This window comes from Acutalibacter sp. LFL-21 (assembly GCF_025630755.1).
Classification (GTDB): domain Bacteria; phylum Bacillota; class Clostridia; order Oscillospirales; family Acutalibacteraceae; genus Acutalibacter; species Acutalibacter stercoravium.
Window position 1 is genome coordinate 38,163 of the sequence record NZ_JAOTNT010000012.1, and the last position, 26,995, is coordinate 65,157.

The 26,995-nt window shown below is 49.2% G+C and carries 30 protein-coding genes; 18 read left to right on the forward strand and 12 right to left on the reverse strand.

Annotation, left to right across the window (positions count from 1 at the left end; translation table 11 throughout):
* Positions 1–187 precede the first annotated feature (187 nt).
* The 15 genes from ODJ80_RS12375 (at position 188) to ODJ80_RS12445 (ending at position 12,381) form a co-directional block, all read left to right on the forward strand.
* The gene (locus ODJ80_RS12375; protein ID WP_263042346.1) at positions 188–571 is read left to right on the forward strand and encodes a sigma-70 family RNA polymerase sigma factor; all 384 of its coding nucleotides are present in this window, start codon (positions 188–190) and stop codon (positions 569–571) included.
* A gap of 134 nt (positions 572–705) precedes the next feature.
* On the forward strand, positions 706–1,293 hold the full coding sequence (locus ODJ80_RS12380; protein ID WP_263042347.1) for a restriction endonuclease subunit S: 588 nt from the start codon (positions 706–708) through the stop codon (positions 1,291–1,293).
* Positions 1,290–2,819, forward strand: coding sequence for a type I restriction-modification system subunit M (locus ODJ80_RS12385; protein WP_263042348.1), 1,530 nt, complete (start codon positions 1,290–1,292; stop codon positions 2,817–2,819). The genes ODJ80_RS12380 and ODJ80_RS12385 overlap by 4 nt, the downstream gene beginning before the upstream one ends.
* 14 nt (positions 2,820–2,833) lie before the next feature.
* Positions 2,834–3,328 carry a DUF6680 family protein gene (locus tag ODJ80_RS12390; RefSeq protein ID WP_263042349.1) on the forward strand — a complete coding sequence of 165 codons (495 nt, stop codon included), beginning with the start codon at positions 2,834–2,836 and terminating at the stop codon, positions 3,326–3,328.
* 92 nt (positions 3,329–3,420) lie between these two features.
* Positions 3,421–4,728 carry a restriction endonuclease subunit S gene (locus ODJ80_RS12395; protein ID WP_263042350.1) on the forward strand — a complete coding sequence of 436 codons (1,308 nt, stop codon included), beginning with the start codon at positions 3,421–3,423 and terminating at the stop codon, positions 4,726–4,728.
* Complete coding sequence (locus ODJ80_RS12400) at positions 4,725–4,907, forward strand: hypothetical protein (RefSeq protein WP_263042351.1); 183 nt, start codon at positions 4,725–4,727, stop codon at positions 4,905–4,907. Before ODJ80_RS12395 ends, ODJ80_RS12400 begins: the two co-directional genes overlap by 4 nt.
* Positions 4,908–4,923: 16 nt before the next feature.
* Entirely contained in the window at positions 4,924–5,097 is a 174-nt protein-coding gene (locus ODJ80_RS12405; protein ID WP_263042352.1) for a hypothetical protein, read from the forward strand.
* 79 nt (positions 5,098–5,176) lie between these two features.
* Positions 5,177–8,266, forward strand: a complete 3,090-nt coding sequence (locus ODJ80_RS12410) for a type I restriction endonuclease subunit R (RefSeq protein WP_263042353.1) — start codon at positions 5,177–5,179, stop codon at positions 8,264–8,266.
* A 2-nt stretch (positions 8,267–8,268) separates the two neighbouring features.
* Entirely contained in the window at positions 8,269–8,991 is a 723-nt protein-coding gene (locus ODJ80_RS12415) for a M48 family metallopeptidase (RefSeq protein WP_263042354.1), read from the forward strand.
* 191 nt (positions 8,992–9,182) lie between these two features.
* Entirely contained in the window at positions 9,183–10,286 is a 1,104-nt protein-coding gene (locus tag ODJ80_RS12420; RefSeq protein WP_263042355.1) for an AAA family ATPase, read from the forward strand.
* 110 nt (positions 10,287–10,396) lie between these two features.
* The gene (locus ODJ80_RS12425) at positions 10,397–10,708 is read left to right on the forward strand and encodes a hypothetical protein (RefSeq protein WP_263042356.1); all 312 of its coding nucleotides are present in this window, start codon (positions 10,397–10,399) and stop codon (positions 10,706–10,708) included.
* A 2-nt stretch (positions 10,709–10,710) separates the two neighbouring features.
* Positions 10,711–11,019, forward strand: coding sequence for a plasmid mobilization protein (locus tag ODJ80_RS12430; protein ID WP_263042357.1), 309 nt, complete (start codon positions 10,711–10,713; stop codon positions 11,017–11,019).
* Positions 10,980–11,936, forward strand: a complete 957-nt coding sequence (locus ODJ80_RS12435) for a relaxase/mobilization nuclease domain-containing protein (RefSeq protein WP_263042358.1) — start codon at positions 10,980–10,982, stop codon at positions 11,934–11,936. The genes ODJ80_RS12430 and ODJ80_RS12435 overlap by 40 nt, the downstream gene beginning before the upstream one ends.
* Before the next feature lie 30 nt (positions 11,937–11,966).
* Positions 11,967–12,161: a hypothetical protein gene (locus ODJ80_RS12440; RefSeq protein ID WP_263042359.1), complete on the forward strand. Its 195-nt coding sequence runs from the start codon at positions 11,967–11,969 to the stop codon at positions 12,159–12,161.
* A gap of 4 nt (positions 12,162–12,165) precedes the next feature.
* The gene (locus ODJ80_RS12445; protein WP_263042360.1) at positions 12,166–12,381 is read left to right on the forward strand and encodes a recombinase family protein; all 216 of its coding nucleotides are present in this window, start codon (positions 12,166–12,168) and stop codon (positions 12,379–12,381) included.
* Here the strand turns inward: ODJ80_RS12445 and ODJ80_RS12450 are convergent.
* From ODJ80_RS12450 to ODJ80_RS12475, 6 genes are all read right to left on the reverse strand, one after another.
* Positions 12,374–14,047: a recombinase family protein gene (locus ODJ80_RS12450; protein WP_002604471.1), complete on the reverse strand. Its 1,674-nt coding sequence runs from the start codon at positions 14,045–14,047 to the stop codon at positions 12,374–12,376. The two genes, ODJ80_RS12445 and ODJ80_RS12450, sit on opposite strands and share 8 nt — an antisense overlap.
* Before the next feature lie 77 nt (positions 14,048–14,124).
* Positions 14,125–14,298, reverse strand: coding sequence for a transposon-encoded TnpW family protein (locus tag ODJ80_RS12455; protein WP_002604472.1), 174 nt, complete (start codon positions 14,296–14,298; stop codon positions 14,125–14,127).
* 458 nt (positions 14,299–14,756) lie between these two features.
* A complete protein-coding gene (locus ODJ80_RS12460; protein WP_002604473.1) occupies positions 14,757–14,999 on the reverse strand; it encodes a helix-turn-helix domain-containing protein in 243 nt (80 codons plus the stop codon).
* Complete coding sequence (locus tag ODJ80_RS12465; protein ID WP_002604474.1) at positions 14,983–15,420, reverse strand: sigma-70 family RNA polymerase sigma factor; 438 nt, start codon at positions 15,418–15,420, stop codon at positions 14,983–14,985. The genes ODJ80_RS12460 and ODJ80_RS12465 overlap by 17 nt, the downstream gene beginning before the upstream one ends.
* Positions 15,421–15,893: 473 nt before the next feature.
* Positions 15,894–16,877 carry a 23S rRNA (adenine(2503)-C(2))-methyltransferase RlmN gene (rlmN, locus tag ODJ80_RS12470; RefSeq protein WP_002584956.1) on the reverse strand — a complete coding sequence of 328 codons (984 nt, stop codon included), beginning with the start codon at positions 16,875–16,877 and terminating at the stop codon, positions 15,894–15,896.
* Positions 16,878–16,893: 16 nt separating this feature from the next.
* Positions 16,894–17,079 (reverse strand): cysteine-rich KTR domain-containing protein, encoded by a 186-nt coding sequence (locus ODJ80_RS12475; protein WP_003431289.1) that lies wholly within the window; start codon positions 17,077–17,079, stop codon positions 16,894–16,896.
* A 398-nt stretch (positions 17,080–17,477) separates the two neighbouring features.
* On the opposite strand from ODJ80_RS12475, the gene ODJ80_RS12480 reads away from it, so the two are divergent.
* The 3 genes from ODJ80_RS12480 (at position 17,478) to ODJ80_RS12490 (ending at position 19,660) form a co-directional block, all read left to right on the forward strand.
* Positions 17,478–17,834 carry a helix-turn-helix transcriptional regulator gene (locus tag ODJ80_RS12480; protein WP_002584957.1) on the forward strand — a complete coding sequence of 119 codons (357 nt, stop codon included), beginning with the start codon at positions 17,478–17,480 and terminating at the stop codon, positions 17,832–17,834.
* Between the two features lie 201 nt (positions 17,835–18,035).
* Positions 18,036–18,365: a plasmid mobilization protein gene (locus ODJ80_RS12485; protein ID WP_002584958.1), complete on the forward strand. Its 330-nt coding sequence runs from the start codon at positions 18,036–18,038 to the stop codon at positions 18,363–18,365.
* The gene (locus tag ODJ80_RS12490) at positions 18,326–19,660 is read left to right on the forward strand and encodes a relaxase/mobilization nuclease domain-containing protein (protein ID WP_002584959.1); all 1,335 of its coding nucleotides are present in this window, start codon (positions 18,326–18,328) and stop codon (positions 19,658–19,660) included. Before ODJ80_RS12485 ends, ODJ80_RS12490 begins: the two co-directional genes overlap by 40 nt.
* A 201-nt stretch (positions 19,661–19,861) precedes the next feature.
* On the opposite strand, the gene ODJ80_RS12495 is transcribed toward ODJ80_RS12490, so the two are convergent.
* The 6 genes from ODJ80_RS12495 to ODJ80_RS12520 form a co-directional block, all read right to left on the reverse strand.
* Entirely contained in the window at positions 19,862–20,071 is a 210-nt protein-coding gene (locus tag ODJ80_RS12495; protein ID WP_002584960.1) for a transposon-transfer assisting family protein, read from the reverse strand.
* A gap of 4 nt (positions 20,072–20,075) precedes the next feature.
* Positions 20,076–23,423 (reverse strand): YodL domain-containing protein, encoded by a 3,348-nt coding sequence (locus ODJ80_RS12500; RefSeq protein WP_002584961.1) that lies wholly within the window; start codon positions 23,421–23,423, stop codon positions 20,076–20,078.
* Positions 23,424–23,548: 125 nt separating this feature from the next.
* Entirely contained in the window at positions 23,549–23,917 is a 369-nt protein-coding gene (locus ODJ80_RS12505) for a cysteine-rich VLP domain-containing protein (RefSeq protein ID WP_002584962.1), read from the reverse strand.
* Positions 23,914–25,989, reverse strand: a complete 2,076-nt coding sequence (locus ODJ80_RS12510) for a type IA DNA topoisomerase (protein WP_002584963.1) — start codon at positions 25,987–25,989, stop codon at positions 23,914–23,916. Before ODJ80_RS12510 ends, ODJ80_RS12505 begins: the two co-directional genes overlap by 4 nt.
* Positions 25,986–26,735, reverse strand: coding sequence for a DUF4366 domain-containing protein (locus ODJ80_RS12515; protein ID WP_002584964.1), 750 nt, complete (start codon positions 26,733–26,735; stop codon positions 25,986–25,988). Before ODJ80_RS12515 ends, ODJ80_RS12510 begins: the two co-directional genes overlap by 4 nt.
* Entirely contained in the window at positions 26,725–26,991 is a 267-nt protein-coding gene (locus tag ODJ80_RS12520) for a DUF4315 family protein (protein ID WP_002584965.1), read from the reverse strand. The genes ODJ80_RS12515 and ODJ80_RS12520 overlap by 11 nt, the downstream gene beginning before the upstream one ends.
* Positions 26,992–26,995: the final 4 nt, after the last annotated feature.

Here is a 26,995-nt window from a genome sequence, read left to right on the forward strand (position 1 = left end):
AATAAAAATGGCGAAAGCCAATACCATAGCATTCCGGTGAGGTTCACACTCTGTGTGACCTCAGGCATTCATGAGCCCCCCGAATCAACAATCATTCCACTGCGGGTGGATTCCATGAACGTCCACAGTATTTGGCGCTGTGCCGGCAGCGTGGTGTGGCCCTTCCGCGATGCGGAAAGGAAAAAACTTGAACCAAGTAGAAATCTTCTACAACGGTGAGGTAGTATCAGTGCCAAAGGAGGTTGCAGACTTCCTGGAGCAGGATCGGAAACGGGCGGCAGCCCAGGACAAACGGGACGAGAGGCATCTTAGTAAAAGTGAGTTTGAAACGGTGCTGTCCTGTGTGACCAGCTGTGTGTCTGTGGAGGAGACCGTGCTCCGGAGCCTCCAGCTTGAAAATCTGCGGGACGCTGTCAAGGCCCTGCAGGAGGAGGACCAAAAGCTCATCTCCCTCCGCTACGACAGCGAGCTGACCATGGAGGAGATGGGGAAACTCCTCGGTGTCTCCAAAATGGCAGTCTCAAAGCGACTGAAAAAACTTCACCAAACCCTGAAAAGCTCTGTCGTGTGACAGGGCTTTTCGCCCTTTTATGGGGTTGCTAAGTCATTTTCTGGACATGACAGAAAAAGATTGACAAACTCTGCACTGAACGTTATACTATACCTATAAAGTTATTTTTTAGACATGACGAAAGAGGTTGGAAGATGAAACTTGGAGAAGTCGCATTAGTTCGGAGCGGTTTGGTTTTGTCCAGAAAGGCGGCAAAAAGTCCTTCGCCATTCCGATATTCCTTGCTTTCATTGCGGGCCATGAGTGGTGAGGGAGAAATACTTGAAGAAGAGTTGGACGTGTTTCATGCGGCAGAGCTGTTGAAAGAAGAGTATTTGACTCGTCTAGGAGACATTATTGTCCGGCTGAGCGCTCCTTACACAGCTGTGTTGATTGAAAGCAAATGGGAAAACATTGTGGTGTCCTCCAATTTTGTAATCATTCGAGTGGATGCCCAAAGGGTTGTGCCAGAGTACTTAGCTTGGTATTTGAACAGATCCTGGATTAAGCGGAAAATCTACAAGGATAGCTCCAGCAATATGTTAGGGGCTGCAAAATCCGCATTGTTCAGGAAAATGTCTCTCTCTCTGCCTTCTTTGGAAGATCAGTATCGAATTGGCCAGGTGTTTTTATTAGCACGGAAAGAAAGCGCTTTGCTATTCTCCTTGGCAGAGCAGAAGAAAAAGTATTATGAGGACATTTTAGAGCAGATGAACGATAGAACCAGGAGGAATTTGTCATGACTACGAAAAGAGATATTGAGCAGGTGCTTTGGAAAGCTTGTGACAGCTTCCGCGGGAAAATTGACAGCTCTCGCTATAAAGATTATATTTTATCCATGTTGTTTGTAAAATATCTCAGCGATGTGGCTCAGGAAAAGAAAGAAAATTATATCAAACAATACGAGGGAGATATGCGCCGTGTGGAGCGAGCTATGAACCGGGAGCGGTTTGCTATGGATGAGGACTCCACGTTCGACTACCTTTATCAGAACCGGAATGATCCGGAAATCGGTCAAAAAATCAATGTGGCGCTTAGTCACATCGAGGAGAGAAACAGTAGTAAGCTGCGCAATGTGTTTCGCGCAATCGACTTCAATTCTCAGGTGGATTTTGGAGAGGTGCGGGAGAAAAATGCCACTCTCCGCAATTTGCTTGAGGACTTTCATGGCCTAAATCTTCGTCCCAGTCAGCTAGATGCCAATGACATCATTGGTGATGCCTATGAATACATGATCGCCATGTTTGCCTCGGATGCAGGAAAGAAAGGCGGGGAATTCTTCACGCCCAGCCAGGTATCGGAGCTGATTGCCCGACTGGTGGATCCCCAGGAAAACGACCGCATCTACGACCCTACCTGTGGAAGCGGCGGTCTGCTGCTGAAAGCGTATAAGAAAGTTCCCAGCGGAAAGGTAGCCATCTACGGTCAAGAGCTTAACGCCCAGACATGGGCTCTTTGCACCATGAATATGTTTCTCCATGGAGTAGACGATGCCCGTATCTGGCAAGGTGATACTTTATCCCATCCCCAAAATCTGGAGGGCGACCAGCTGATGAAATTTCAGAAGGTGGTGGCCAATCCGCCGTTTAGCTTGGACAAGTGGGACAGCGGTTTCCTTTCGGAAGCGGAGGCCGACAGCAAAGGGAAAAAGAAGATGACTGCCGATCTAGATCCCTATCATCGGTTCGATTTGGGGATCCCTCCGGCCTCTAAGGGAGATTATGCTTTTGTCCTCCACATGCTTTCCAGTCTGGATGGGGAGAATGGGCGCATGGCCATTGTGTTGCCTCACGGTGTTCTGTTCCGGGGCGCTAGCGAAGGAAAAATCCGCCGCCAGTTGGTAGAGCTCAATTACCTGGATGCTGTCATTGGATTGCCCGCCAACCTGTTTTACGGAACGGGCATCCCGGCTTGTATTCTTGTCTTTCAGAAAAATCGCACTCGCCGTGACGTGCTCTTTATCGACGCTTCCGCTGAGGGCAACTACGAAAAGGGGAAAAACCAGAATCTCCTTCGGGATTGCGACATCGAAAAGATTGTCCAGGTTTACCGCGCCCGGGAAAATGTGGACAAGTATGCCTACGATGCCAGCTTCGATGAGATTAAAGAAAACGACTTTAACCTAAATATCCCCCGGTACGTGGACACCTTCGAGGAAGAGGAGCTGGTGGATATCGACCAGGTAAAGCAGAATATCGCTGACATCGAGACGGAGTTGGCTCAGGTTCAGGCGCAGATGCAAAAGTATTTGGAAGAGTTGGGATTGTGAGGGGGTCTTAGAAAATGCAGGAAATTATCTTGGTTGTCGTTACTGCCTTAATTTCTGGATTATTGGCTACTCTGTTAACAATTTGGTGGCAAAGAAGGAATAACATCTATAACAGGAAAATGCGTATCTTTGAGACGATAATGGCAACGCGTTTTATGGTTTCCTCTGAGGAAAGCGTTCGTGCCTTAAATTCGATTGATGTTGTGTTTTACAAGGATAAAGATGTGCGTGTAGCATACCAAAATTTTCTCAATGAAACAGATAAAAAACCACCGGTTCCGCAGAGCATTGAAGATAAGCACCTAAAACTGCTAGAGGTGATGTCTAAGGCCTTAAAGCTTAAAGACATCCAATGGGATCAAATTAAGCACACATATTATCCAGAGGGACTAGCCCAGAAAATAGAAGAAGAAAATGTATTAAGGAAAATGCAAATTCAAAATGTTGCAGCCGGATTACATGATAACGAATCACAGAAGAATGTTCCTTCAAGTGAGCAATTTAATTAACAGTTGATGGCATCTGTCTTGCCTGAACTGATTAAAAATCCTGAAAGCCTGGAAGCCATGATTGAGCTTTCTAAAGCCCAAGGAGGAAAAAAATGACACCAGAAATCAAACAACGAATCGAACAAATTCGCCGGGAAGAGGTGCCAGAAGGGTACAAAAAGACAAAGCATGGGGTGCTCCCGAACGAATGGACGGTTTTGAGAGTCGGTGAGTGTCTCCAACGTGTGGGAATGCCAGTAAAAATTCAGCCAAATCAACTGTATACCCAAATTGGCATCCGTTCCCACGGAAAAGGACTTTTCTATAAAGAACCCGTTACAGGTGCAGCACTGGGAAATAAATCCGTCTTTTGGATCGAGCCAGATTGCTTTATTGTCAATATCGTGTTTGCGTGGGAACAAGCCATTGGTAAGACTACCCAGGCAGAGGTGGGCATGATTGCTTCTCACCGATTTCCGATGTATCGTCCCATTGATAACAAGGTAGACATAAACTATCTGATTGCCTTTTTTCTAACAAAACGAGGAACCGATGTTTTAGAGGCGGCCTCTCCTGGTGGAGCGGGGCGCAACAAAACACTTGGTCAGGATCGCTTTTCGAAAAGTATGGTCGTACTTCCCCCCATTGAGGAACAACAAAAAATCGCCGCTATCCTCACCACACAGGACAAGGTGATTGAGTTGAAAGAAAGGCTCCTGGCCGAAAAGCAGCGGCAAAAAAAGTATCTTATGCAGCAACTTTTGACCGGGAAAAAGCGCCTGCCGGGGTTTAGTGGACAATGGGAGATAAAAGGGTTTAATCAGGTTTTTACATTTGGTGCCACAAACACATTTTCAAGAGAATGTATGTGCGAAGATAGTACAGGGGTAAAAAATATACATTATGGTGATATACTTGTAAGATATGGAGAAGTTCTCAAACTGTCTGAACAAGAAATACCGTCATTGCTTTCGGATATCGGTGCAAAAATTACCACCTTTGTTGATGATGGAGATGTTGTTATTGCTGATACCGCTGAAGATTTGACTGCTGGTAAAGTAGTTGAGGTACAGGAAACGCATGGGAAAAAGGTTGCAGCTGGACTGCATACTATGTTGTGTAAACCTATAAAAGGTTGTTTTGCGCCAGGGTGGTTAGGCTATTATATGAATTCTGAAACCTATCACAAGCAGCTTGTTCCATATATAGCTGGAGTTAAAGTAATGTCAATATCTAAAGGTAATATTGTGAAGACACATATATTGGTGCCGCCTATTGAGGAACAAACCGCTATTGTTAAAGTTTTTTCCACTACTGACCATGAAATTGACCTGCTCCAGCGGGACATTGAGCAAGAAAAACAAAAGAAAAAAGCCCTGATGCAGTTGTTGCTGACGGGCATTGTGAGGGTAAAAACATGACGGAAAAAGAAATGCAGGAACATACCTTCAAAGAACTGCTAAAGAAGGTTGTGGACAATGGGCAGAATTACACGGAAAAGATGAAGTCTGACCTGAAAGAAATTATTGACCACGGCAAGTCTCCTGAGGAGATTTGTGAGGCAACCCTTGCCTATTTTGCCATGCACACGTGGTATTGAAAGGAGGTGAAAACGCATGGCAACCAATCCCCCCAGTGGCGACGGACATAGAAACGGAGCAGTAAAAGGCCGTTCCCAAATTCTAAACCCCAAAACCGGTCTGTATACAAAACGGAACACCGAAAACGGGCAGTTCATGGATGTTAAGACTACCGGTGGAAAGTTTAAGGGTGTCCGCAAAGAAAAGTAAATCCATAGACAGGAGAGCGAGGCGGGATTTCCCGCCCCGCTATTCCTGCTTTTACTGATATTTCCGAAAGGAGGCAACCATGGACAAATCCCTGTACTTAGAAAAGAATATCAGCCAGCAGCCAGCCCTAGAGCTACTGCAAGCCATGGGATATACCTACATAGCGCCGGCGGACTGCGCAGCCCAGCGGGGGAGCCGTTATCAGGTGCTGCTAAAGGATATTCTCCGCGGGCAGCTACGGCGGCTCAACCGTTATAGCTTTTCCGGAGCGGAAAACGAGTTCTCCGCCGCCAACATCGAGCGGGCCATGGAGGACCTGGACGAACCTTTGGCCGAAGGGCTGATCCACGCCAGCGAAAAGATCTACGATGCCTTGCTTCTGGGCAGGAGCTACCCCGAAACAGTGGGGGAGGGGAAAGTCCTCAGTTTCAACCTAAAGTATGTGGATTGGGATCACCCGGAGAACAATGTTTTCCATGTGACGGAGGAATTCCCTGTAGAAAGCCGGGATAAACTCCACAACGCTCGACCGGACCTGGTTGTGTTCCTCAACGGCATCCCCTTTGGAGTAATCGAATGTAAAGCGCCCCAGATCAGTGTGGAGCAGGCTGTAGAACAGACCGTGCGCAACCAGCAACGGGACTATATTCCCCAGCTTTACAAGTTTGCTCAAATCGTGATGGCCACCAATAAGAACGCCGTAAAATACGCCACCACCGGCACGCCAAAGAAGTTCTGGACAGTTTGGAAAGAGCAGGATACCGCTTTCCTTGGGCAGGCGCTGGAGCGTTATCTGTTTGGGAAAACACCCACCGAGCAGGATCGCTGCATGGTCTCTCTCTTCCATCCCAGCCGAGTTTTGGAGCTGATTCGCTATTTTATCCTCTTTGACGCCAATGTGAAGAAGATTTGCCGTTACCAGCAATATTTTGCCATCAAAGAGATTAGTAAGACCGTCCAGAAAGCGGATGAACGAGGGAATCGCCAGAGCGGTGTAATCTGGCACACCCAGGGCAGCGGCAAAAGCTTGACCATGGTGATGCTGGCGAAATATCTCCTGATGGAGCTGGCCCCCTGCAACCCGAAAGTTGTTGTTGTCACTGACCGAAAAGAGCTGGACCGGCAGATTTCCACCACATTCGCCCACACCAGATTGAATCCTGCTACAGCTTCCAGTGGACGGAATCTGGTAAAACTTCTCCAAAGCGGCAAGGCCGATGTGGTCACTACGATCATCAATAAGTTCAACACAGCAGAAAAATTGGAGCATAAGGATCTTTCCCGAGATGTTTTTTTGTTGGTGGATGAAAGCCACCGTTCCAATTATGGTTTATTGGCCACAAAAATGCGGGCAGTATTTCCCAACGCCTGCTATATTGGGTTCACCGGAACTCCTCTCATGAAGAAAGAGAAGAATACTATGGCAAAGTTTGGCAAGCTGATCCACAAATATACCATTGCGGATGGCGTTGCCGATGGCGCTATTGTTCCTCTGATTTACGAGGGACGGTTTGTGGAGCAGAATGTAGATGAGAATAATATTGACCTATGGTTTCAACAGACCACGAAGCGGCTTACGGATGCTCAACGAAATGACCTTTCTCGAAAGTGGAGCAGCATCCGCCGTTTGACTTCCACCGATGCTCGTATTAAGCGTATCGCACTGGACATCAACAACCATTTTGTGGAGGGCTTCCAGCATACAGGATTCAAAGCTATGTTGGCAACGAACTATAAACGGGACGCCGTGCGTTATCTGGAATGTTTTGAACAGTTTGGCGACCTAAATTGCGCTGTGGTGATCTCTCCGCCCGACTTGCGGGAAAGTGTTGACGACCGCGATGAGGGAACGGATGACAAGGTGGTTGCCTATTGGAACCGTATGATGAGCCAATACGGAGATGCGGATACCTACGAGGAAACCATGAAGAGCCAGTTCAAAGCGGGCGACATCGACATTTTGATTGTCTGCAGCAAATTTCTAACGGGCTTTGATGCACCGATCTGCCAAGTTCTCTACATTGACAAAGAATTGAAAGAACATGGGCTTTTGCAGGCCATTGCCCGCACCAATCGTCTGTCCGAAGGAAAAGACTACGGTCTTATTGTTGACTATCGAGGATTGATTGAAAAGCTGGACACCGCTATGGATATTTACAGCGGTGCTGGCTTAGAAAACTTTGAGGGTCGTGATCTCAAGGGTGTTGTGGTGGACGTGATGTCTGTTCTGGGCCATCTGCGGGACGCCTACTCTCGCCTGGTGGACCTTTTGCAGCCGGTGAGCCATCCCAACGATGCGGAAGAGGTGGAGGTTTTTCTGGCGGATCCTAAGCGCAGGGAATCGTTTTATAATCTTCTCTGTGCTTTTGGAAAGGCTTTGAACGTGGTTCTCAATGCGGAGCCGGCCTACGATGTTTTAGCCAAATCGGAGCGCGAAAAATATCAAAGCGCCTTTGTTTTCTTTTCCAAGGTGCGCCGCAGTGTGAAGATCCGATATTGCGATGCCATAGATAACAGGGAATATGAACCGCTGATGCAGAATTTGCTGGATACCCATTTATCAGTGGCGGAATTGAAACAGATTACTAGCCCCGTGGATATTCTCAATAAGGACGACTTCGAGAGAGAACTGGAGGAGTTGGGTTCCCTCCGGGCCAAGGCGGATGCTATCAACAGCAAGCTGACAAAAAGCATCAGCGAGAAGTATCGAGAGAATCCGGCCTATTATGACAGCTTCTCTCAGCGGATTCGGGCAGCTCTGGATCAGTATAAAGAACGGGTTATTTCTGAATCTGAGTATCTGAGTAAAATGCGGGAAATCATGGAAGATTACCATACGGGGAAAAGCACAGTCACTTATCCAAAGGCCATTCAAGAGGATGTTCATGCCCAGGCATTTTATGGGGTGCTCTCCGCTGTTTTCAGCAGCGCTCCAGAAGCGGAAGTGTCCCCGGACTTCGCCGCAGAGATCTCTCTGGAAATCAAGAATATCATTGCTGCGCATAGCCAGGTGGATTGGTCCAATAACCAAACAATCCACGACAGGATTGCACAGGATATTGACGATCTCTTTTATCGATACGAGAAAGAACAGGGGCTAAAGCTTTCCTTTGACACCATCGATAAAGTCATCGAGAACGTCAAAACTGTCGCCCTGCGGAGGTTTTGAGTATGGAAGCACATCACCGTTCTGTTGTCTTCGAAGGGAAAACCATTGATTTCACCTTGGAGCAGAAAGAGGTCAAGAACCTGAATCTCCGTGTACATAAAGACGGAAATGTGTTTGTCTCTGCTGATCCGCTGGTTCCTTTGGAAGAGGTGGATGCTTTCGTATGTAGGAAAGGGGCATTTATCCTTTCCGCGCAAAGAGACTTTTCTCGGATGGCTCTTTATATGCCTCGGCCCAAGCGGTACATAAGTGGGGAGTCTTTTGCTTATCTAGGTCATGGGCTTCGATTAAAGGTAGAGATGGGAAAGACAAATGGGGTCACTTCTGATGGGGTGTTTTTGTTGCTCCGGGTAAAAGACCCCAGCGATACTGAGCAAAAGAGACGCATAGTGACCCGTTTTATGGAAGAGCAATGTAGGAGGGTCTTTTCTGAAATTCTTTCCGAGCTCTATCCACGGTTTCAAAAATACGGAGTGTCCTCGCCGAAATTGTCGATCCGAAGTATGGAAACCCGCTGGGGGTCCTGTTCTTATCAGCGCGGCCTGATTACTCTGAACAAACGACTTATAGAAGTTCCCAGAAGCTGTATTGAATATGTGGTGACTCATGAATTATGCCATTTTATCCACCCCAACCACTCCAAACACTTCTATGATTTCTTAACGATGATGATGCCGGATTGGAAAGAAAGAAAAGAGATACTTAACAAGCAGTATGCGTTGTAACATGGAAGCTAGTTTGCCTTTTTGTTCGTGATATTTTCCTCAATGTTGAATCCCCTCTTTTTAAGAGAAGCCACTCCCGGCTTCTCTTTTTTTGCGTTCTTTCAATTTTGGGTTTACAAATCCTTTCCAAGTGTCCTTATAGATGAGGGGCTTTAAAAGAGCCCCAAAAAACTTGAGAAAGGAGGTAAACCATGAAGCAGAAGCCATTGTTTACGGTAGACGGCGAAACGCTGACCACCACTCTGCTGCCGCCGGTGCGGTTTGTGGTGGAGGACTTCCTTCCCCAGGGATTGCATCTGCTGGCAGGGGCATCCAAGATCGGCAAGTCATGGCTGGCTCTTTGGCTGTGCTTGCAGGTGGCTAAGGGGGAGAAGGTCTGGAATTTCCCTTCCCGGAGCGGGGATGTGCTCTACCTCTGTTTGGAGGATAACTACTCCCGTATCCAGAGCCGCCTACTGGACATTGCCGATACCGCCCCGGGAAATCTGCACTTTGCCACGGCATCTGAGAAGCTGCGGTGCGGGTTGGAGCAGCAGATCCAGCAGTTCCTTGCAGGGCATCCCCACACCGTGCTGGTGGTAATAGACACTCTTCAGCGGGTTCGGGGAGCAGGCGGGGACACTAATGCCTACGCCAACGATTACCGGGATTTGGAAGCATTGAAGGCCTTGGCCGATGGCAATCACCTGGCCATCCTGCTGATTCATCACCTTCGGAAGCGGGAGGATGAGGACCCCATGAATATGATTTCCGGCACCATGGGAATCAGTGGGGCCACCGATTCCAACTTTGTTCTTCGCAAGGACAAGCGCAGCTCTCAGACCGCCACTCTCTACTGTACCGGGAGGGACATCGCCTATCGGGAGCTGAAGCTCTCCTTCGATTCCCAGGCTCACCTCTGGTTGCTGCTGGCCGATGACACCCAAGAAGAACCTGTCCCCACAGCCCCCTTAGTGATTCACCTTGCGGAATTTCTCCGAACCAAGGGGGAGTTTATCGGGACGGCCACAGAGCTTTCCCAGGCGCTGGAGCCCTTCACAGGGGAGACAATCCTGCCCAACGTACTGATGAAGCGCTTGATTCGACATAGAAATCAGGTGGAGGAACAGGGTGTCCATTTAGAAACCAGCCGGACAAGAGAGGCCCGCCGTATCCGTTTGTCCCTCTGCTGTGACGGGAGTGACGGCAATGACGGGAAAAGTTCTACAGCCTCTGTGTCAGATTTCTTGTCACAGCCGTCGCAGCTGTCACAGGAGAAGAGCGAAAATGAGGCCCCAGTAAAAAATGCCCGTTAGGGCATGGCAAGTTTCGCCGCTGTGGTACGGCCGGGGCCCTGCCCCGCCCACTCTGCGGCAGAGCGGGCTAGGCCCGCACCCCTATTTTCAGAAAAGGAGAGAAAAGAAACATGGAGGATTTTTCCGTATTCCAAGCAAGACAGGAGACACTGGATTACATTTTAACCGAGATGGAGAGGACCTTGGGAGAGCAGATGCCTGCCGCCGAAGCGGTAATTTCTTTCCTGGATGACCCGGATGGAGAGACGCGGCTGACAGACCTTCAGCAGCTGGTTCTTATGGATAAGCTGCTGGAGTGGAACGAGATCAACGTCCGGGTGACCTCAGATCTTCTCCGCTATAAGATGATGAAACAGGCAGGGATTGTCCGCTCCTTGGATGAGTTTTTGGAGCAATGTTACCCCAATAGGGAGGAGGAATAACCGTGGCTCGGAACCTCTTTGTCCGCGCCCGTGTGGCGGATTGGGAGAAACATTTCATCGATTCAAAGGTGAAGGAGGCGGGCATTTCAGAGAGCGAATTCGTCCGCCGGGCTGCTATGGATAAGGACGTGACCATCCTTCCCGGAGTGGACGAGCTGGTTCGGGAGCTCCGCTACCAGGGCAACAATCTGAACCAGCTGACGGTGATGGCCCGGCAGGGCCGCATCCGGCTAGTGGATCTACGACCGTTCCTGGAGGTGTACCAAAGGACATGGCAAGCGTTAAATTCGTTGCTGTCTCGCGTGGGCTGAGAGGCATCGTGGACTATGTGACCAACCGAGAGAAAACAAACGAGTCCCTGATTTCCGGGGTGAACTGCCTGCCCCAGACCGTTGTGGAGGAATTTCAGGCGGTGAAGCTGCGTTTTCATAAGACAGAGGGCAGGAGTTACTACCACATCGTTCAGGCCTTCTCTCCCGATGACCCCCTGGATTTTGCCACAGCCCATGAGATTGGTGTGGCCTTTGCCCAGTACTTTCAGGGGTATCAATGCCTGGTGGCCACCCACCAAAATACAGCTCATATCCACAACCATATCATTCTCAACTCGGTGAGTTTTGAGACGGGAAAGAAGTTCCACCAGAGTGCTGGGGAGATGCGCCAGGCCAAGGAATATTCCAACCAGCTGTGCAGGGAGCACGGGCTCTCCGTCACAGAGGTGAAAGCAGACCCCTTCCGCATTCCACGATGGAAGCGAAAACTGCGGCAGGATATCCGTTTTGCTATGGAAAACTCCCGTACCCGAGAGGAATTCATCCGCAAGATGGAAACCATGGGGTACCGGGTGAAATGGGAGCCTGGGCAGAAATATATCACTTACACCACAGAGGACAATGTTCGCTGCCGGGACAGCAAGCTCTTTGACTCCACCCTACTCCGGGAGAATATGGAGCTCTACTTTACCATGGGCGGGGCGGCATATTTGGATACCTATCAGATGCCTTCGGCGGAAAGCGAGCTGGGCTTGGACGATGCGGTGTGGAATCTTTCTTCTCTTCTGCAGGATTTTGAAGAAGAGGAAGCTGGGTACCACTTGGAGACGGTTCACCACAGCCGGGAAGAGCTGGAACATATCCTAGCCCGGGGCGGTAAACTGGATCACGCCCAGTACACAGTGGACGAGGAAGAAGAATATGAACAGACTCATGGTTTTTCCATGGGAATGTAGCGGAGAAAGGAGGACACTACGGACTATTTCATGCCAACGATGTATACCAGCCACAACACGGTGATTCGAGGTGTGCGGTACATCACACTGAGCTCCTTCCACGGGGAGAAAAGCGTATTTGAAAAGGTGGGAGAACTCATCATCGGGGACGAGTCTCTGTCCCATTTCCACAAAGATGAGGAAGAACATTCGTTGGGTTACGGTATGGATAAAAAGGAGGAGTAGGAGTATGGTGTGTGAAGGAAAGGAGGCGGTTCCCATGGAGAAAACACAGGCCGCCATTTACTGCAGGCTTAGCCAGGATGATGGTAGCCTGGGAGATTCCGGCAGCATCCAGACGCAGAAGGCACTTCTCACCCAGTACTGTCAAGAACACCACATGGAGATTGTGGATTGCTACTGCGATGATGGTTGGAGCGGCACTAATTTTGCTGGGGTTAGATAGCGATACTTTTTACATCTACCATGTTGCGGCGGTCATGGTTGACAACTTGCGTCGGCTCCTGCTCGGTATCAACCTGTCCGACAAAGCTATAATGGATTTCGATTTTCCGGGTGTTGGTTTCCCGGTCTAATTCATGTATCAAAATACGGTCGATAAACTCATGGACGTTTTCATAGGTCAATTCCTGTATGTCGCTGTATTTCCCGACAATCTGAATAAACCTTGATATATCCCTTTTTCGCTCGGTAACGGTTGCGATCTGCTGTTGTAACTCGTCTATCCTTGCGGCAAGGGATTTCTTTTCGTCCTCATAGCCGGAAGTTAGAAACACAAACCGTTCATCTGTCAGTCTGCCTAATGCGTTGTCCTCATACAGCTTGCGGAAAAGCGTGTCAAGTTCGGTCATACGCGCCTGTGCTTTGAAAAGTTCCTTTTGCTGCTGCGCTAATGCCTTTCTCGCTTCCATGTCGCCGTACTCGGTAGCTTTACAGATAAAGTCCTGTTCGTGTTCCTTAACATACCGCAAAACCCGCCGCATATCTTCCAGCACTAAATCAAGAAGTACGTTTTTGCGGATATAATGAGAGGTACACTCGCTGCCTGTCCTTGCCCTGTTGCGCCATGCGCCGCAAGAATAGGAAAACTTGCGCGGCTCGATATTTACGCCCTGTTGGTAATACATCTTATGTCTGCAACCAGCGCAAAACAGCAAGCCGGAAAAAATATCAATCTCCGCTGCTTTTGTCGGGCGGTGGCGGGTAGCAATCCGCTTTTGCGCAAGTTCAAAGGTTTCCTCGTCAACAAGCGGCTCATGGGTGTTTGGGAAGAAATAGCGTTGTTCTTCTTCGTTCTTCCGGGTCTTTTTCGACTTGTAGGATACCTTGTGAGTTTTCGCGGTTATGGTATGCCCTAAATATTCCTGCCTTGCTAATATGTCATAGAGCGTTTTGTCCGGCCAAGTATAGGGGGCGATCATTGCCCGCTGATACCGCGCCTGTCCTGTACGCTGATAGCGCAACGCTCCAATCGTCAAGACTTTGTTTTCCGCAAGCCATTTTTGGATTTCGCACATACGCACGCCGCTAACAAACATAGCGAAAACCTGTTTGACAATCGGCGCGGTTTCCGGGTCGGGTATAAGGTGGTGGCGGTTGTTCGGGTCTGGGATATAGCCGTATGGATATTCCCCGTTGACGCGCTCGCCTTTTTGCGCCTGTGCCTGTTTAACTGCGCGGATTTTCTTGCTTGTGTCGCGGGCGTAAAACTCGTTAAACCAGTTCCGCAAGGGGGTAAACTCGTTATCCTCCCGCGCTGTGTCAACTCCGTCGTTGATCGCGATATAGCGTACTCCGTTTTCGGGAAATACAATCTCTATGAGTTCGCCCGTTTTCAGATAGTTTCTGCCAAGACGGGAAAGGTCTTTGGTAATGACCGTCGCCACTCGTCCGGCTTCCACTTCCTGCAACATCGCTTGCAGCCCCTCGCGCTCAAAACTCACGCCGGAAAATCCGTCGTCCACAAAAAACTTTGTGTTCAAAAAATGGTGTTCGTCCGCATAGCGTTGAAGTATCATTTTTTGGTGCTGTATGCTTCCGCTTTCTCCGGCTTGCATATCCTCTTGACTTAAACGGCAGTAAAGGGCGGTGATTTTATTCGACTGTAACATTAGTCCTCCTTTCCGACAGCCGAATAAACAGGTATAATGTGTTGCTATCATTATACCATATCCCGCCGCCTAATGCACTACTCGGACGCTAAAAATCCCGGATTTCCGGGCTTTTTCTGCAAATCCTTTACAATGAGTTTCTCAATCTTTTTATGGATTGTATCGGTTGCCTTTTCACTCGGCAACGCTTGAACAAGATAGGTGATTTTCCCTATTTTGCGTTCGGTTGTAATTGTCTGTTTTTTATCCATTAGAAAAACCTCCTTTTCCTGTATGGATAAACTATATTCGTCAAAAGGCAAAAACGGGCGGTTGTTAGCTGCAACCTCACGGGAGTTTCACCCCGGCCCATGCTTATGGGTGCGCCGCGCAATACTTTGAGGGTGTTCAACGCGGGAGTATCATTGTGCCGCCTTGTATGTCGTCGCCCACAAGCTGCTAAACCTGTTTTACGGCGCGGTAGTTCTCGCTCGGCTTTTCCCCTATGGGGAAAAGCTGTCATGGCGTACCCGCCGACTGGCTCGGTACAGACGGAATGTACCCGTTTGCCTGTTATGCTGCGCACCAAAGGCCGCTTTCTTTGTCAAATAACAATAGGCTTTGTCGGCCTGCAAAAGCACATCAACAGCGGATATGCTTTTGCGGAACGACAAATAGCCCATAACGGGAAGCGTGGAAAGGGGACACGCTCCCCGCATGGGCTAAAAGATTATCCTACATGAAAAGCAAGGGTGCGGGTAATAAGGCGCACTTGCAGCCTGTTACGCATTTCCTCGTCCACATAGGAATAGGTATTGCCCGCGTCGTCTTTCAGCGTGCGGGTACAAAGTTTCGCTATGTAACCCTCGTAGTGCTTCAAGATCGCGCACATGGCGGTTGTGTCGCCGTTTGCCGCTGCGGAAATGACAGGGAACGGCAACAGATTTTCAGACTTCCTAACGGTATTCATCATCTGCTTTTCCCTCCAAATACTGTTTGATTTTCGCAAGCGCGGATTTCCTGTGCCGGAAAACCGTCGTGCGTACAACATTCAGCAGTTCGCCAATTTCCGCGTCGCTCATATCCAAGAAGTAGGACAAAAGGATAATGTCGCGTTTCCTTTCGGGCAAAGCGTTAAGGGCTTCGGCAAGCAGTTCATTTTTGACGAGTACATCAAAGCCGGACACTTGAAAACGGAAATAATCGCTTTCGTATTCGTCCGTTGTGAAAAGCTGCGCGAGTTCGCTTTCGCTCAAATCCGAAAAAGTAACTTCGCGTGCTGCGCGTTTCGCAAGAGTGCGGCGGTGGCTTTTCGCTTCGCCGACCAAAGTTTTCTTTGCTAATGCGTCGTACTGATGTTGTATTCTTTCCTTGTCGGAAGAAGATAGCTCCATAGAGTTCACCTCCTTCCCGCGTGGAGTAGAGGACGGGAGTTAAGGGCTTGTCCTCTCTGCCCCTTTCGCTCCGTACCCGTTCGGGAGATGGCTCTTGAGTGCGCTTTTCAGAAAAAAGTTGAAAAAAGCAAAATGCGCCCGTCCGCAAGACGCGGACGGGCGCAAAGGAAATGTAAGCAGTAGCTAAATGTATTGACAGTTCACATTCATAGCCGGAATATCCCGCTTGCGGAGCATAGCTTTTTTTGACCGCAAAGCATTAGGCGGGTTACAGTAAATAAAAATGGACACGGCGATACCTCCCCGATACCGCCGTATCCTTAAAAAAGGGCGACTTTAATACACTACCCGCAATCCATTCTATAATAGGGAACAGCGGCTTTTGCGCAATATTAAATAAAAAAGCCGATAACACATAGGTTTTTTGACCTAATGCGTTATCGGCTCTGCGTCTATGCGTCTGGCACTTTTAATCATTTTTTTTTGAATTTATTATATGTGTTAGCTAACTGTCCACAAGCCGCGTTAATCTCTCTGCCATGAGAAACTCTCATAGTAACTTCAAGTCCTGCTTGCTCTAATTGATGTTTGAATGCAACTATTTCCCGTTTCTGTGGTGCTTTAATTCTTGAATTGCTTGTTGGGTTGTATTGTAACACGTTAATCATAACTTTTTTGCCCCGAAACCATTTTGCAAGTTGTCTTACATCTGAGGGCCGGTCATTTATACCCGGTAAAAGCAAATACGCAAAGACAATTTTGCGATTATGCCTTTCAGAATAGGATAAGGCTTGCTTAACAACATCTTCAATAGCATATATGCGCATGTGAGGAATAATACGATTTCTTGCAGATTGTGTTGCTGCGTGTAAAGATATTGTCAACTGAATTTTAAGATGTTCCTCGCGCAATTTTTTTAATTGATCGACCGGACCAACTGTTGATATGGTAATGCCGTCGGTTGGAAAGTTGAGCCCATATCTATCTCGGAGAATATGGATTGCTTTTATCAAGTTGTCATAATTGAATAAAGGCTCTCCCATACCCATAAAAACGATACGGTTTACTTTTCGACGCAACAATATAATCTGTTGTACGATTTCTGACGATGTTAGATTACGAACAAAGCCATTTCGCCCGGACTCACAAAAAATACAACCAACAGGACAACCGACTTGTGTGCTCACGCAAACAGTTCCACCATCTCGCCGCTTGATAAAAACCGTTTCAATGTATTTGTTGTCTTTCAGTTCGTAAACATACTTTTCAGTATCACTGCTTTTGCAAATATTTTTTACCAACATTGATAGATTTTTTTTGCGTGGTAATTGCTTATATAATTCTTCATATAAGGCTTTTGCTTCATTCTCGCCAATAACTTCCGACATTTCTTTGTAAGTAAATCCGTATGGATCATTCCGTACTTCCGCAGGCGTATATTTAGGTAAACGTTTCATTTTTATATCCTTTCTTCTAAATAATAAAAGTTTGTTTTTCTGTATTTTTGATTACAATCTCTAATTTTTCTACATCAATGATATGCGTCAATTTGCATTTAGGGCAGAAAAGAGGAAAATCTTTTAATACAGTATTATGAAATACTTGAACTCTCGTCTTTCCGTTACAAATCGGACATTTTATCCAATATTTTTTAAGCATTATATTTCACTCGTCCTTTTTACACAAAAAAATGCAGGTCAATCCTCAACATGAGCATTGACCTGCATTTATAATGCACAGAGCAGTACAACAAAACTAAGGCATAGCTTGCACTATGTCTATACTATATCTATACGTCGTTAGTTTTTTGTATAGCATCCGCAAAATAAGCATGACAAAAAAGCCCATGTTGAAAATGGGAAAATCCTTTTTTTCAATGCTTATCTAATACGCATGCTATGCAACATAAACGCCGCCTCCTTTTACATAAATTTTATTTTATCAGAAAATCAGTCTACTGTCAATACACAACAGGAAGTATTTAACCTAATGATATGAATTGTGTGGACATATCCAAAAAGAAAGGTGAACTGTAAAATGTAACAGGGTGAATGAAAATGGCAAAAAGACCCGTACCATTGTACGACTTTAAGGCTTTCGGGGCAGCTATAAAAGCCGCGAGAAATGAATACGGCGAGAGCCGCAAAAAGGTAAGCGACGAGTTATATATTTCCCCGCGCTACCTTGCGAATATCGAGAACAAGGGACAACAGCCGAGTTTACAGGTATTCTATGACCTTGTAACCCGGTATCATATTTCGGTAGATCAATTTTTCTTCCCGAACAGCAATGCGGAGAAATCCACCGGGCGGCGGCAGCTTGACGCGCTGCTGGACGGTATGAGCGATAAAGGCATACGGATTGTAACCGCAACAGCAAGGGAGATAACGGAAGTCGAAAAAGCAGAGGATTAACCTCACAATATGAGAAATCGGGAGATTGCAGCGCATGGCGGCTGCAATCTTTTTTTGCGTCCAAAATCAAAGGAACGCGCAACAAATACCGCCTTTCGGTGGGGGTATGGAGTAGATAGCAAGCACAGCAAACGAGTACCCGTTTGCGGAAAATGCTTGTTGGGATAATCCCAAACCCTTATACCGAAAGGCGGTGCGGAAATGGAAAACCGAAAGAGAAATATACAGATGAAGTTTTACGTTACGGAAGAAGAAAAGCGGCTGATCGACGAGAAGATGAAGCAGCTTCCCATAAAGCAGTATGGGGCATACTTCCGTAAAATGGCGATAGACGGGTATATTCTTGTCGTTGACCGAAGCGACACAAAAGCATATATCCGGGAACTGCAAGCGGTGAGCCGGAACATCAACCAAATTGCAAAACGCGCCAATGCGACGGGGACGGTTTACAGGCAGGATATAGAGGACATTAAAAAGGCGGTGGACGAGATATGGCGGTTACAAAGACGCACCCTATTAAATCAACCTTAAAGGCTGCGATAGACTATATCTTAAATCCCGAAAAGACAGACGGGAAGCTGCTTGCGTCCTCTTTCGGCTGCGGGCTGGAAACCGCCGATATTGAGTTTGCATGGACGCGGGAAGCTGCCGGAGATCGCGGCACACATTTAGGGCGGCACTTGATACAATCCTTTGCGGTGGGAGAAACCACACCGGAAGAAGCGCACAAAATCGGCATGGAACTTGCCGGGGCGGTATTAGGCGGCAAGTATGAGTTTGTTTTGACAACTCACGTCGATAAAGACCATCTGCATAATCACTTGATTTTCAACGCGGTTAGCTTCGTTGACTACAAAAAGTACCATTCCAACAAGCAAAGCTATCACTTTATCCGGCGCACCAGCGACAGGATATGTAAAGAGCATGGGCTATCCGTCGTCGTACCGGGACAGGACAAGGGAAAAAGCTATGCAGAATACACCGCCGAAAAGCAAGGGACAAGCTACAAAGCAAAGCTGAAAACGGCGATAGATACTCTCATTCCCCAAGTGAAAGATTTTGACGAACTGCTGCGCCGCTTGCAGGAAATGGGGTATGAAATCAAACAGGGCAAATACATTTCCTTTCGCGCTGCCGGACAGGAACGGTTTACCCGCACAAAGACGCTCGGCGCGGCCTATACGGAAGAAGCGATAAAGGAGCGTATCAAGGGCGTGTATGTTGCCAAAACAAAAACGCTGCGGGAAGATAAGAAAATCCGGCTTGTCGTCGATCTTGAAAACAGTATCAAAGCCCAACAGTCGGCGGGCTATGAACGGTGGGCAAAAATCCATAATCTGAAACAGGCTGCTAAAAGCATGAACTTCCTAACCGAAAACAAGATTGAGTATTATAGCGAACTTGAAAGCAAGATAGCCGATATTATGACCGCTCATGACGCGGCGGCAAAGGCGGTTAAGGAAGTGGAACAGCGTATGTCTGATTTGTCGCTGCTTATCAAGCACACCACCACATACCGACAGTTAAAACCGATTTACGATGAATACCGAAAATCGCCGGACAAGGAAAAGTATCTGCGGGGGCATGAAAGCGAAATTATCCTGTTTGAAGCTGCGGCAAGGGCATTAAAGGAAATGCAGATAAAGAAGCTGCCCGATCTCGCCGCGCTGCGCAAGGAGTATAGAAGCTTAAACGACAGGAAAACCAAATTGTATGAAGATTATCGGCAAGCCAAGAAGCAAATGCAGGAATACGGCGTTGTCAAAAAGAACGTCGATAGTATTCTTTACCCGTCCCAAAGCAGGGCGCGGGAGCAGGAGCGATAAGGCGCAAAACATGGGGTGGCAAGTGGAATGTTAAGGGCTGAAAACGCCTGTGTTTCTGCGGCTTCCAGCGCATGAAAACGACATAGACGATAAAGTATATTCAAACCCGCAAAAACGGCTTTCTAATTGTCCACGCAAGGACAAAAAAAGAACAGGGGCGCGGTGCCGGAAATCGGCAACCGCGCCCCTGTTCTCTATGGGCTATTCCTCGTCGGTCAAGATAAACTCCCTTTCGGAAAACTCGCTGTCCGTCATGGCTTGCAGCTTGTTCACCGCTGCGGCGGCAAGCTGGCGCATATCCTCGTCCATGTAGGGCATGGCGGCAAGGATATTTTCAAGCGTTGTTTCCCGGCTGTCCTCGGCGTAGATCGCAACAATGTTTTCTTCCTCAATGGTAAAGCGGGTATTCATGCTATCAAACCTCCAAATCCTTTTTATGCTCTTTCTGTTTATCTTTCGGCTGCTGCGCCGCCTGTTTCTTGTATTCGTCCAGCTTCTTCAAAATGGACGGTTTTTTCTGCGGCTGTTCCCGTTTCTCGGCTTTTACCGCTTTTGCAAGGTCGGTAACGGAAATCGCTTCCCCCGCCTTTGCCCGCTGCTCAAAATCTGCAACGGTGGGCGTTTGCGGCGTATTGTTGATAAGCCCGTCAAAATTGTTGTCGTTCTGCTCTATGGTGTCCTCGACGTGCTTTAAGGGATTATCCCGCTGCGGCTGCTCGGCGGCTATGGCATAAGCCTGTGTGCCATTCCCCATAATGAGATACTTCCCGTCCTCCGACGCATGGTGAAAACCAAATCCCGCCGCTTCGATCTGTTCACGGCTCATATCGGTAATATGAAAATTGCCCCTCGGCGTTCTAACGGTTTCACCCGTCAAAAGGCTGTCGGGGGTCGCTTCCGGCTGCTGCTTTTCAAGCTGCCCGTCCTTGTAGGAATATCCTTGCGCCGCGATTGCTTCAAGGGTCTTGCCCGTAACGTCGCCATAAATCCGCTTGTCTGCGTCAACCAGCATTTGCAAAGTGTCTTGTACGGTGTCGGACAAGGCTTGCTGCTGTTCGGGCGGCAGCTTGTCAAATACGGGGGTCTGCTGCTCCTGCAAAAACTCCGGCACTTGCTGAAAACCGATACTGTCTACATAGTGGGCGGTGTCCTCGTCGTTCTGATGAAGCACAACAATGTCGGAAACGGAAAGGCTATGCCCCTTAAAGTCGGCGGGGTGGTCGATATTAAACCTTTCCCAAATGTCGCCCAGCGTCATATCCTTTGTAAGCGGTGCAGTATAGACGAGTTCATAATTTACCCGGTCAATGGTAAGTCCAGCCGCTTGCAGACGGTCATAAGGCTCAAAGCGCAAGTCCCTTGTTTCGTCCCCGCGCTTTAACTGATAAATGGAAAAGGTATCGCCCTGCTCCTGCTCGGCTTGCCGCTGCTGCTGCAACTCGGTAAAATGCCCCTCAATCTCGGTAATGAGTTCCTTTGCGGTGGTCTGTATTGTTTCAAGGGACGCTTTTAACTCGGTCATTTCCTTGCCGCTGCTCCAACCAGCCACATAGCCGAAAGAGTAATCGGAAGTATCAAGGCCGAAATGCTGGCAAACCGTATAAGCGACGCTTTCCGCTTCTACCTCGCAGGTATGGCGGTCAACGCGGTTTTGCTGCTCCGGCGGGGCGTTTAAGTCTACGTCGTGCAGCTTCGCATGGGCGATTTCGTGAATGGCGGTCTTTACCGCCTGTAATTCACTCACGCCCTCTTTGATTGCAATACGCTTGTCGGTCAAACTGAAATACCCATTTGCGCCGTTTGTGATCTGCTCAAATGCAATCGGGACGGGGGACGCTTTTTCAAGGGCGGCGAAAAAATCCTCGTACTGCTCCACATCGGCAAGCAGCGGTTTAACGGAAAGGTCGGGAAACTCCTTGCCCTCGGTCTGCGAAATATCAAAGACGGTTATAACCTTAAAGGCGGGGACGGTGATTTCCTTTTCTTCCTTTACCACTTTTCCCTCGCGGTCAAGCATGGGCTTTCTCGTTTCGGGGTCGATTTTATCAACCAGCTTTTTCACCTTGTAGGGCGCGGGGGCAAAGATTTTAATGCCTTTCTCGCCTTTCTTTACATGGCGGTCAAACTCCTTTTCCCATTGACGGAAGCCCATTACCAAATTGCCGCCCTGCATAGCAATTAGGATAGTGTTATTCAAACTATAATCATGGAACTTTGACATAGCGGTTAGAAACTCTTTGTAGCGGTCGCTGTCAAAAATCGCCTGTACGCCCTGTTCCAAACGCGCGGTGATCTCCTTTACCTTTTCGGCGGGCTTTTCGGAAGTAAGGATAATGGGGACGACGGGGCGGGGCTGCTGCGGCTCTGCGGCCTGTGCGTCTGCTTGCTGCGTTTCGGCTGCGTCCATATAGGCTTTGTCCTGTTCGCCGCGCTCCGGCTGCGGGTAACTCATAATGCGGTATTCTTCCGGCACTTCGCGCCCCTCAAACTGCCGTTCCCACTCGTCGCCGCTTTCCACGATATAGCCGTACTCGGTAAACGCGCCTTTTTCCTGCGCGGCAGCGTTCCTGCCAAAAGTAGAAAGGTCAATGCCGCCTTTCCATTCTTCGGGCATTTGTACCATGCCGGATTGATTTAAGTAATAGTCGCCCAAATCGTGGTAGTTATGTACTTCGGGGATATGGACGTAAAAATCCACGTTGTAGGTGAAGTCAATTACCTGTCCAATATTTGCAAGCCCGTTTTTCTGCTGCAAAGCTGCGTTCAGCTTGCCAACCTCGGCGGGGTCAAGCTGTTCGAGCCGCGCCGCAAGAAAATTGAGTTCGTCCACGTCGGCGGCGCATACCATTTCATAAGGCAAGGCAATATGTTTCTCCGGGTCGTCGGAATAGCCGCGAATGGAAAAATCCTGCGGGTTGTCGGCGGTAATGCCGACGTTCCGCATAGCTTCGTGCAACTGCTCCTTTGTGGCGGGCATATCCAACCAATAGCCGCCGGGGTCGCCCGCGTCAAAGCGGCTGCGGTTGCCTATCATAATAGAAAACTGTTCGCTCATGTGTTCACGCTCCTTTTCCTGCCCGGTATTTTCGGGGATAGCTGCCGCCTGTTGCTGCTGCGGGGGTTCTTCGCCCTCTATGGTGTAGTCCGGCATGAGCATACCGTTTACTTTGAAATAGTCGGCGTACTCCTGCGGGATAGGCGGGGAGATTTCCGTAAACAAGCGGTCATACGCTTTGATACGCCCATTCAGATACTTTTCCATAGCTGCCTTGTCGGTGAAAACCTTTCTATCTTGTCCGGCAATCTTCGCTTGGGTTCTGCTTGGGCTGTTGGTGCGCACGCTCCATGTAAGCGTCCATGAATACGGGATAGATTTCTGCGCTTCTTTGTCGTAGCGGGTATTCTCGTAAATGTAGTAATTCATCTGATATACCCGATTGCTGCGAATATGGCGGTTATGCTCGGTGGTCTGCCACTCGTTAGCGGTGTGCTGGACGTGCGGCGTTCTCACATATTCAAGTGTTTTATCCAGCAAAAGCGTTCTTCCCGCCTGTTCTTCCCATGCGGCGGCGCGTTCTTTAAGGTCGTCAAAAATCGCCTGTTCTGCCGCCGCGCTTTCGCTGCGCATGGAAAGTAGCTGCGCAATCGGCAAGGAAGCATAAGGGGCAATCTCCCTGTCCTTTGCTTCAAAATATATCCGGCGTTCTATCCGCATGGTTTCGGCGGCTTCTAATTTGTCATGGTCGTATGAGGAATACGGCATATTCTTTCATCACGTCCTTTCTCGGTCATATAAGGGTTTGGGACTATCCCAACAAGCAAAATGCCCGCGCTCTCTATGGGAAGCGCGGGCATTTCTCGCAAACGGGTACTCGTTTGCTGTGCTTGCTATGTAGTTGTTTTTATCCGTAAACGCCTGTTTCTCTCGCTTTGGGCTTTCTGTCTGCGGCGTATCTTTGCCGCGCAATCGGGGCAGTATTTCGCCCGGTTGCTGCCCGCCGCAAACGTGCTGCCGCATACCGCGCAACGCTTCAAATCGGTTTCCCCGCTGCGGGTGATCTGTTCGCAAAGCTGCCTGTCGGCGGGTAATACCGCTTCGCGGAAATAGCGGCATAGCAGCGAATAGCTGATACTCTGCACACAAACGCAAGTTTCCCCGTCGTCCAGCAGCAGACAATTCCCGCAATCGTTGTTTGCACAAGCGGCGCGGGTCATTTTCTTTACGGCGCGGTATTGCTTTTCATCAAGCCTTATCATTTTCGGTTCTGCTCGACGCGGAAGTTTACATACTTGCCGCCTGTGTCGGCAAGCAGCACAACTCCGTCAAAGGTCTTTCCCGTCTTGGTCGAGTACATACCTTTGATTTTTACCTTTCCGTCTTTCAAAAGGGCGGCGGCAATCGCCTTTGTGAAAGCCTTTTTGCGCTGCTCAAAAAAGCGGTCATTCTTCCACATCACAAAGCTGCAAGCCCTGTCGGAGCAGTAAAAGTTTTTCTTGCCCTCGTAAACCGCCGCGCCGCAACGGGGGCAAGTGCCGATTGCTTCCCGCTGCGGGGTAAACAGCTTCGCTTTATCCTCGGAAATCGCGGAATAGGTCTTGACAAGCCCCGCTGTCATTTCCTCAATCCCGCGCATGAAGTCGGCGGGGCTGTCGCTGCCCTTTGCAATCCCGGTAAGGCGCGTTTCCCATTCTGCCGTAAGCTGCGGGGACGTAAGGCTGTCGGGCAGAATAGCGACAAGGTTATACCCGTCCTTTGTGGGGATTAGCTTTTTGCCCTTGCGCTCGGCAAAGCCCGCGCTAATGAGTTTTTCAATGATACCCGCCCGCGTCGCGGTGGTGCCTAACCCTTTGCGCTCCGCGTCCTCCGGCGTGTCCTCCTTTCCCGCACTCTCCATAGCCGAAAGTAACGTATCTTCGGTAAATGCCTTTGGGGGCTGCGTGTAACGTTCGGAGATCTCCGCTGCCGGATTGTCAAAGGTCTGCCCCTCGGCAAGCGGGGGTAAAACCGCTTCCGGCTCTGCGTCCTCGTCCTGTTCCCCGGACGCGGCGCGGGATAGTCTTTCAATCTCGCGCCAACCCTCGCAAAGCGTCGTCCTGCCCTTTGCGGTAAAGGTATAGCCGCCGCAAGTGAAAACCGCCGTAACCGCTTCATACTCATAGGGCGCGGCAACGGCGCAAAGCAGTTTTGCGCACACAAGGGTCATTAGCTTTTTCTCACTTTCGGCAAGGGAAGAAAAGCCCGTTTTCACAAACTCCGCTGTCGGCAAAATGGCGTGATGGTCGGTTACTTTGCTGTTGTCGCAAATCCTCGCAAGGTCGGCTTGCAGCTTCACGCCCTGCATAAAGGGGAGAGCAGCGCAAAGGCCGGTGATAAGTTCCTTTGTGCTGCCCTCCATATCGGAAGTGATATATTTGCTGTCGGTGCGGGGATAGGTCAAAAGCCGTTTTTCATAAAGGGCTTGCGCATAGTCAAGGGTCTGTTTCGCCGTAAACCCATACAAACGGTTTGCTTCCCGCTGCAAGGCGGTGAGGTCAAACAGTTTCGGCGGGGCTGCGGTCTTTTTCTCTTTTTTAAGGGAAGTACAAACGGCCTGCGATTTCTCGCAAGCCGCTTTCATCTGCCGCGCCGCCGCTTCGTCGTCCTGCCTTTCGGAAAGGGCGGCAACGCCGCCAACGTCCAGCCGGACGACATGATATTTCTCTTTCTTAAAGCTGCTGATTGCATAGTCGCGGTTTACCAGCATAGCAAGGGTGGGCGTTTGCACTCTGCCGACATTCAATGTTTTATGGTAGAGGATAGAGAAAAGGCGGGTCGCGTTAATGCCAATGAGCCAATCGGCCTTTGCTCTGCAAAGCGCGGATTGATAGAGGTTGTCATAGCCGCGCCCGTCTTTGAGATTTGAAAAGCCCTCGCGGATTGCACTTGCTTCCATGCTGCTAATCCAAAGGCGGGAAAAGGGCTTTTTGCAATTCGCCTGTTCATAGACAAAGCGGAAAATGAGTTCCCCCTCGCGCCCGCTGTCGCAAGCATTGATAATCTCGGTAACGTCGCTGCGGTGCATAAGGTCTTTGAGAATGGAAAACTGCTGCTCCTTGCCGCTGGCAACAATAAACTGCCACTCCTGCGGGACAATGGGAAGATCGTCGTACTTCCATTTACGGAATTGTTCATTGTAGGTCGCCGCGTCTGCAAGGCTAATCAAATGCCCGATACACCACGACACAAGGTAGCCGCCGCCCTCAAAATATCCGCTGCGCTTTTCATTCGCGCCCATAACGGCGGCAATCGCCGCCCCGACGCTCGGTTTTTCTGCAATTACAAGTTTCATAGATTATCGTCCTCCTGCTCGGTCTGTTCGGTTTCGACTACTTCCGTTTCCTCGTCGTCCTCGTCAAAATCAAGGTCGTCAAGGCTGCTGCTGCCTTTCGCCGCGTCCTTTTTGGGCTTCAAAATCTTAAAGTAGTAGAACGCGCCGCCGCCCGCTGCGGCAACAAGCAGCACGACAAGCAGAATACCCATGCCGCCGCCTTTTTCTTCTTCCGGCGGCTGCTCGGTTTCTTCCGGCTCCGGCTCGGCTTCCACACCCGCGCACTCGCTCATGTTGACGCTGCAAACCGGGCAAGCGGTGTTGACGCTTCCGGCAACGCATTTATCGGTGCAGCTACAAACGGGGGCTTCGGTCTGCCCGTCCTCCATAAGGGCGGTTAAATCCGCTTCGTCCACTTGGTTAAGGAAATGGACGGTATTTTCCCCGTCCTCGGCGCGGTCAATGATGATGTAAAAATAGTTGCCACTTTTGGTAACGACGGTGATAAACTGCTTGTCGCCGGACGCTTCACCCGTTATATCGTCCACAAGGGACATATTCCCGTCCGGGGTAAGGGGCTGCGGCTCATAGCCGCCCGTCGTTTCTTCCGGCTCGGTTTCCGGCGCGGGGGTTTCCTCGGTTACGGGGGTAGGCGTGTCGTCGCTTTCATCGCCACCGCCCGCATAAGCGGTAACAGAAAAGCCGCACATGATAACCAGTGCGGCAAGCAATACGGTAAACTTTCGGATTATCTTTTTATTCTTCATTGTCGTTGTCCTCCTGTTCGGCGGGGTAAGTGGCTTCCGGCTGCGGCAAGGTGATTTCGCCGCTGGCGTAAGCGGAGAGGAACGCGGCAAGCTGCGTCCCGTCAAGGTGTACCGCCTTTACCATTTGCACGATCTGCGCGTTTTCTTCCTCGACTTTCTGCGCTTCAAGGTCTTTCAGCTTCTTTTGCTGTTCAAGGATTTTTGCCCTCGTTTTCTCAATATCCCTTTCGATACGGTCAAGTTTCGTGTTCGCCATAGTC

What these genes read in the sequence shown, in the direction of transcription:
- ODJ80_RS12395 (WP_263042350.1), top strand. Translation starts at nt 3,421, where the DNA reads ATGACACCAGAAATCAAACAACGAATCGAACAAATTCGCCGGGAAGAG.
- ODJ80_RS12435 (WP_263042358.1), top strand. Translation starts at nt 10,980, where the DNA reads ATGGCAAGCGTTAAATTCGTTGCTGTCTCGCGTGGGCTGAGAGGCATC.
- ODJ80_RS12425 (WP_263042356.1), top strand. Translation starts at nt 10,397, where the DNA reads ATGGAGGATTTTTCCGTATTCCAAGCAAGACAGGAGACACTGGATTAC.
- ODJ80_RS12385 (WP_263042348.1), top strand. Translation starts at nt 1,290, where the DNA reads ATGACTACGAAAAGAGATATTGAGCAGGTGCTTTGGAAAGCTTGTGAC.
- ODJ80_RS12400 (WP_263042351.1), top strand. Translation starts at nt 4,725, where the DNA reads ATGACGGAAAAAGAAATGCAGGAACATACCTTCAAAGAACTGCTAAAG.
- ODJ80_RS12480 (WP_002584957.1), top strand. Translation starts at nt 17,478, where the DNA reads ATGGCAAAAAGACCCGTACCATTGTACGACTTTAAGGCTTTCGGGGCA.
- ODJ80_RS12485 (WP_002584958.1), top strand. Translation starts at nt 18,036, where the DNA reads ATGGAAAACCGAAAGAGAAATATACAGATGAAGTTTTACGTTACGGAA.
- ODJ80_RS12460 (WP_002604473.1), bottom strand. Translation starts at nt 14,999, where the DNA reads ATGATGAATACCGTTAGGAAGTCTGAAAATCTGTTGCCGTTCCCTGTC.
- ODJ80_RS12455 (WP_002604472.1), bottom strand. Translation starts at nt 14,298, where the DNA reads ATGGATAAAAAACAGACAATTACAACCGAACGCAAAATAGGGAAAATC.
- ODJ80_RS12380 (WP_263042347.1), top strand. Translation starts at nt 706, where the DNA reads ATGAAACTTGGAGAAGTCGCATTAGTTCGGAGCGGTTTGGTTTTGTCC.
- ODJ80_RS12500 (WP_002584961.1), bottom strand. Translation starts at nt 23,423, where the DNA reads ATGCCGTATTCCTCATACGACCATGACAAATTAGAAGCCGCCGAAACC.
- ODJ80_RS12495 (WP_002584960.1), bottom strand. Translation starts at nt 20,071, where the DNA reads ATGAATACCCGCTTTACCATTGAGGAAGAAAACATTGTTGCGATCTAC.
- ODJ80_RS12510 (WP_002584963.1), bottom strand. Translation starts at nt 25,989, where the DNA reads ATGAAACTTGTAATTGCAGAAAAACCGAGCGTCGGGGCGGCGATTGCC.
- ODJ80_RS12410 (WP_263042353.1), top strand. Translation starts at nt 5,177, where the DNA reads ATGGACAAATCCCTGTACTTAGAAAAGAATATCAGCCAGCAGCCAGCC.
- ODJ80_RS12515 (WP_002584964.1), bottom strand. Translation starts at nt 26,735, where the DNA reads ATGAAGAATAAAAAGATAATCCGAAAGTTTACCGTATTGCTTGCCGCA.
- rlmN (WP_002584956.1), bottom strand. Translation starts at nt 16,877, where the DNA reads ATGAAACGTTTACCTAAATATACGCCTGCGGAAGTACGGAATGATCCA.
- ODJ80_RS12415 (WP_263042354.1), top strand. Translation starts at nt 8,269, where the DNA reads ATGGAAGCACATCACCGTTCTGTTGTCTTCGAAGGGAAAACCATTGAT.
- ODJ80_RS12405 (WP_263042352.1), top strand. Translation starts at nt 4,924, where the DNA reads ATGGCAACCAATCCCCCCAGTGGCGACGGACATAGAAACGGAGCAGTA.
- ODJ80_RS12520 (WP_002584965.1), bottom strand. Translation starts at nt 26,991, where the DNA reads ATGGCGAACACGAAACTTGACCGTATCGAAAGGGATATTGAGAAAACG.
- ODJ80_RS12420 (WP_263042355.1), top strand. Translation starts at nt 9,183, where the DNA reads ATGAAGCAGAAGCCATTGTTTACGGTAGACGGCGAAACGCTGACCACC.
- ODJ80_RS12490 (WP_002584959.1), top strand. Translation starts at nt 18,326, where the DNA reads ATGGCGGTTACAAAGACGCACCCTATTAAATCAACCTTAAAGGCTGCG.
- ODJ80_RS12440 (WP_263042359.1), top strand. Translation starts at nt 11,967, where the DNA reads ATGCCAACGATGTATACCAGCCACAACACGGTGATTCGAGGTGTGCGG.
- ODJ80_RS12445 (WP_263042360.1), top strand. Translation starts at nt 12,166, where the DNA reads ATGGTGTGTGAAGGAAAGGAGGCGGTTCCCATGGAGAAAACACAGGCC.
- ODJ80_RS12450 (WP_002604471.1), bottom strand. Translation starts at nt 14,047, where the DNA reads ATGTTACAGTCGAATAAAATCACCGCCCTTTACTGCCGTTTAAGTCAA.
- ODJ80_RS12475 (WP_003431289.1), bottom strand. Translation starts at nt 17,079, where the DNA reads ATGCTTAAAAAATATTGGATAAAATGTCCGATTTGTAACGGAAAGACG.
- ODJ80_RS12465 (WP_002604474.1), bottom strand. Translation starts at nt 15,420, where the DNA reads ATGGAGCTATCTTCTTCCGACAAGGAAAGAATACAACATCAGTACGAC.
- ODJ80_RS12505 (WP_002584962.1), bottom strand. Translation starts at nt 23,917, where the DNA reads ATGATAAGGCTTGATGAAAAGCAATACCGCGCCGTAAAGAAAATGACC.
- ODJ80_RS12390 (WP_263042349.1), top strand. Translation starts at nt 2,834, where the DNA reads ATGCAGGAAATTATCTTGGTTGTCGTTACTGCCTTAATTTCTGGATTA.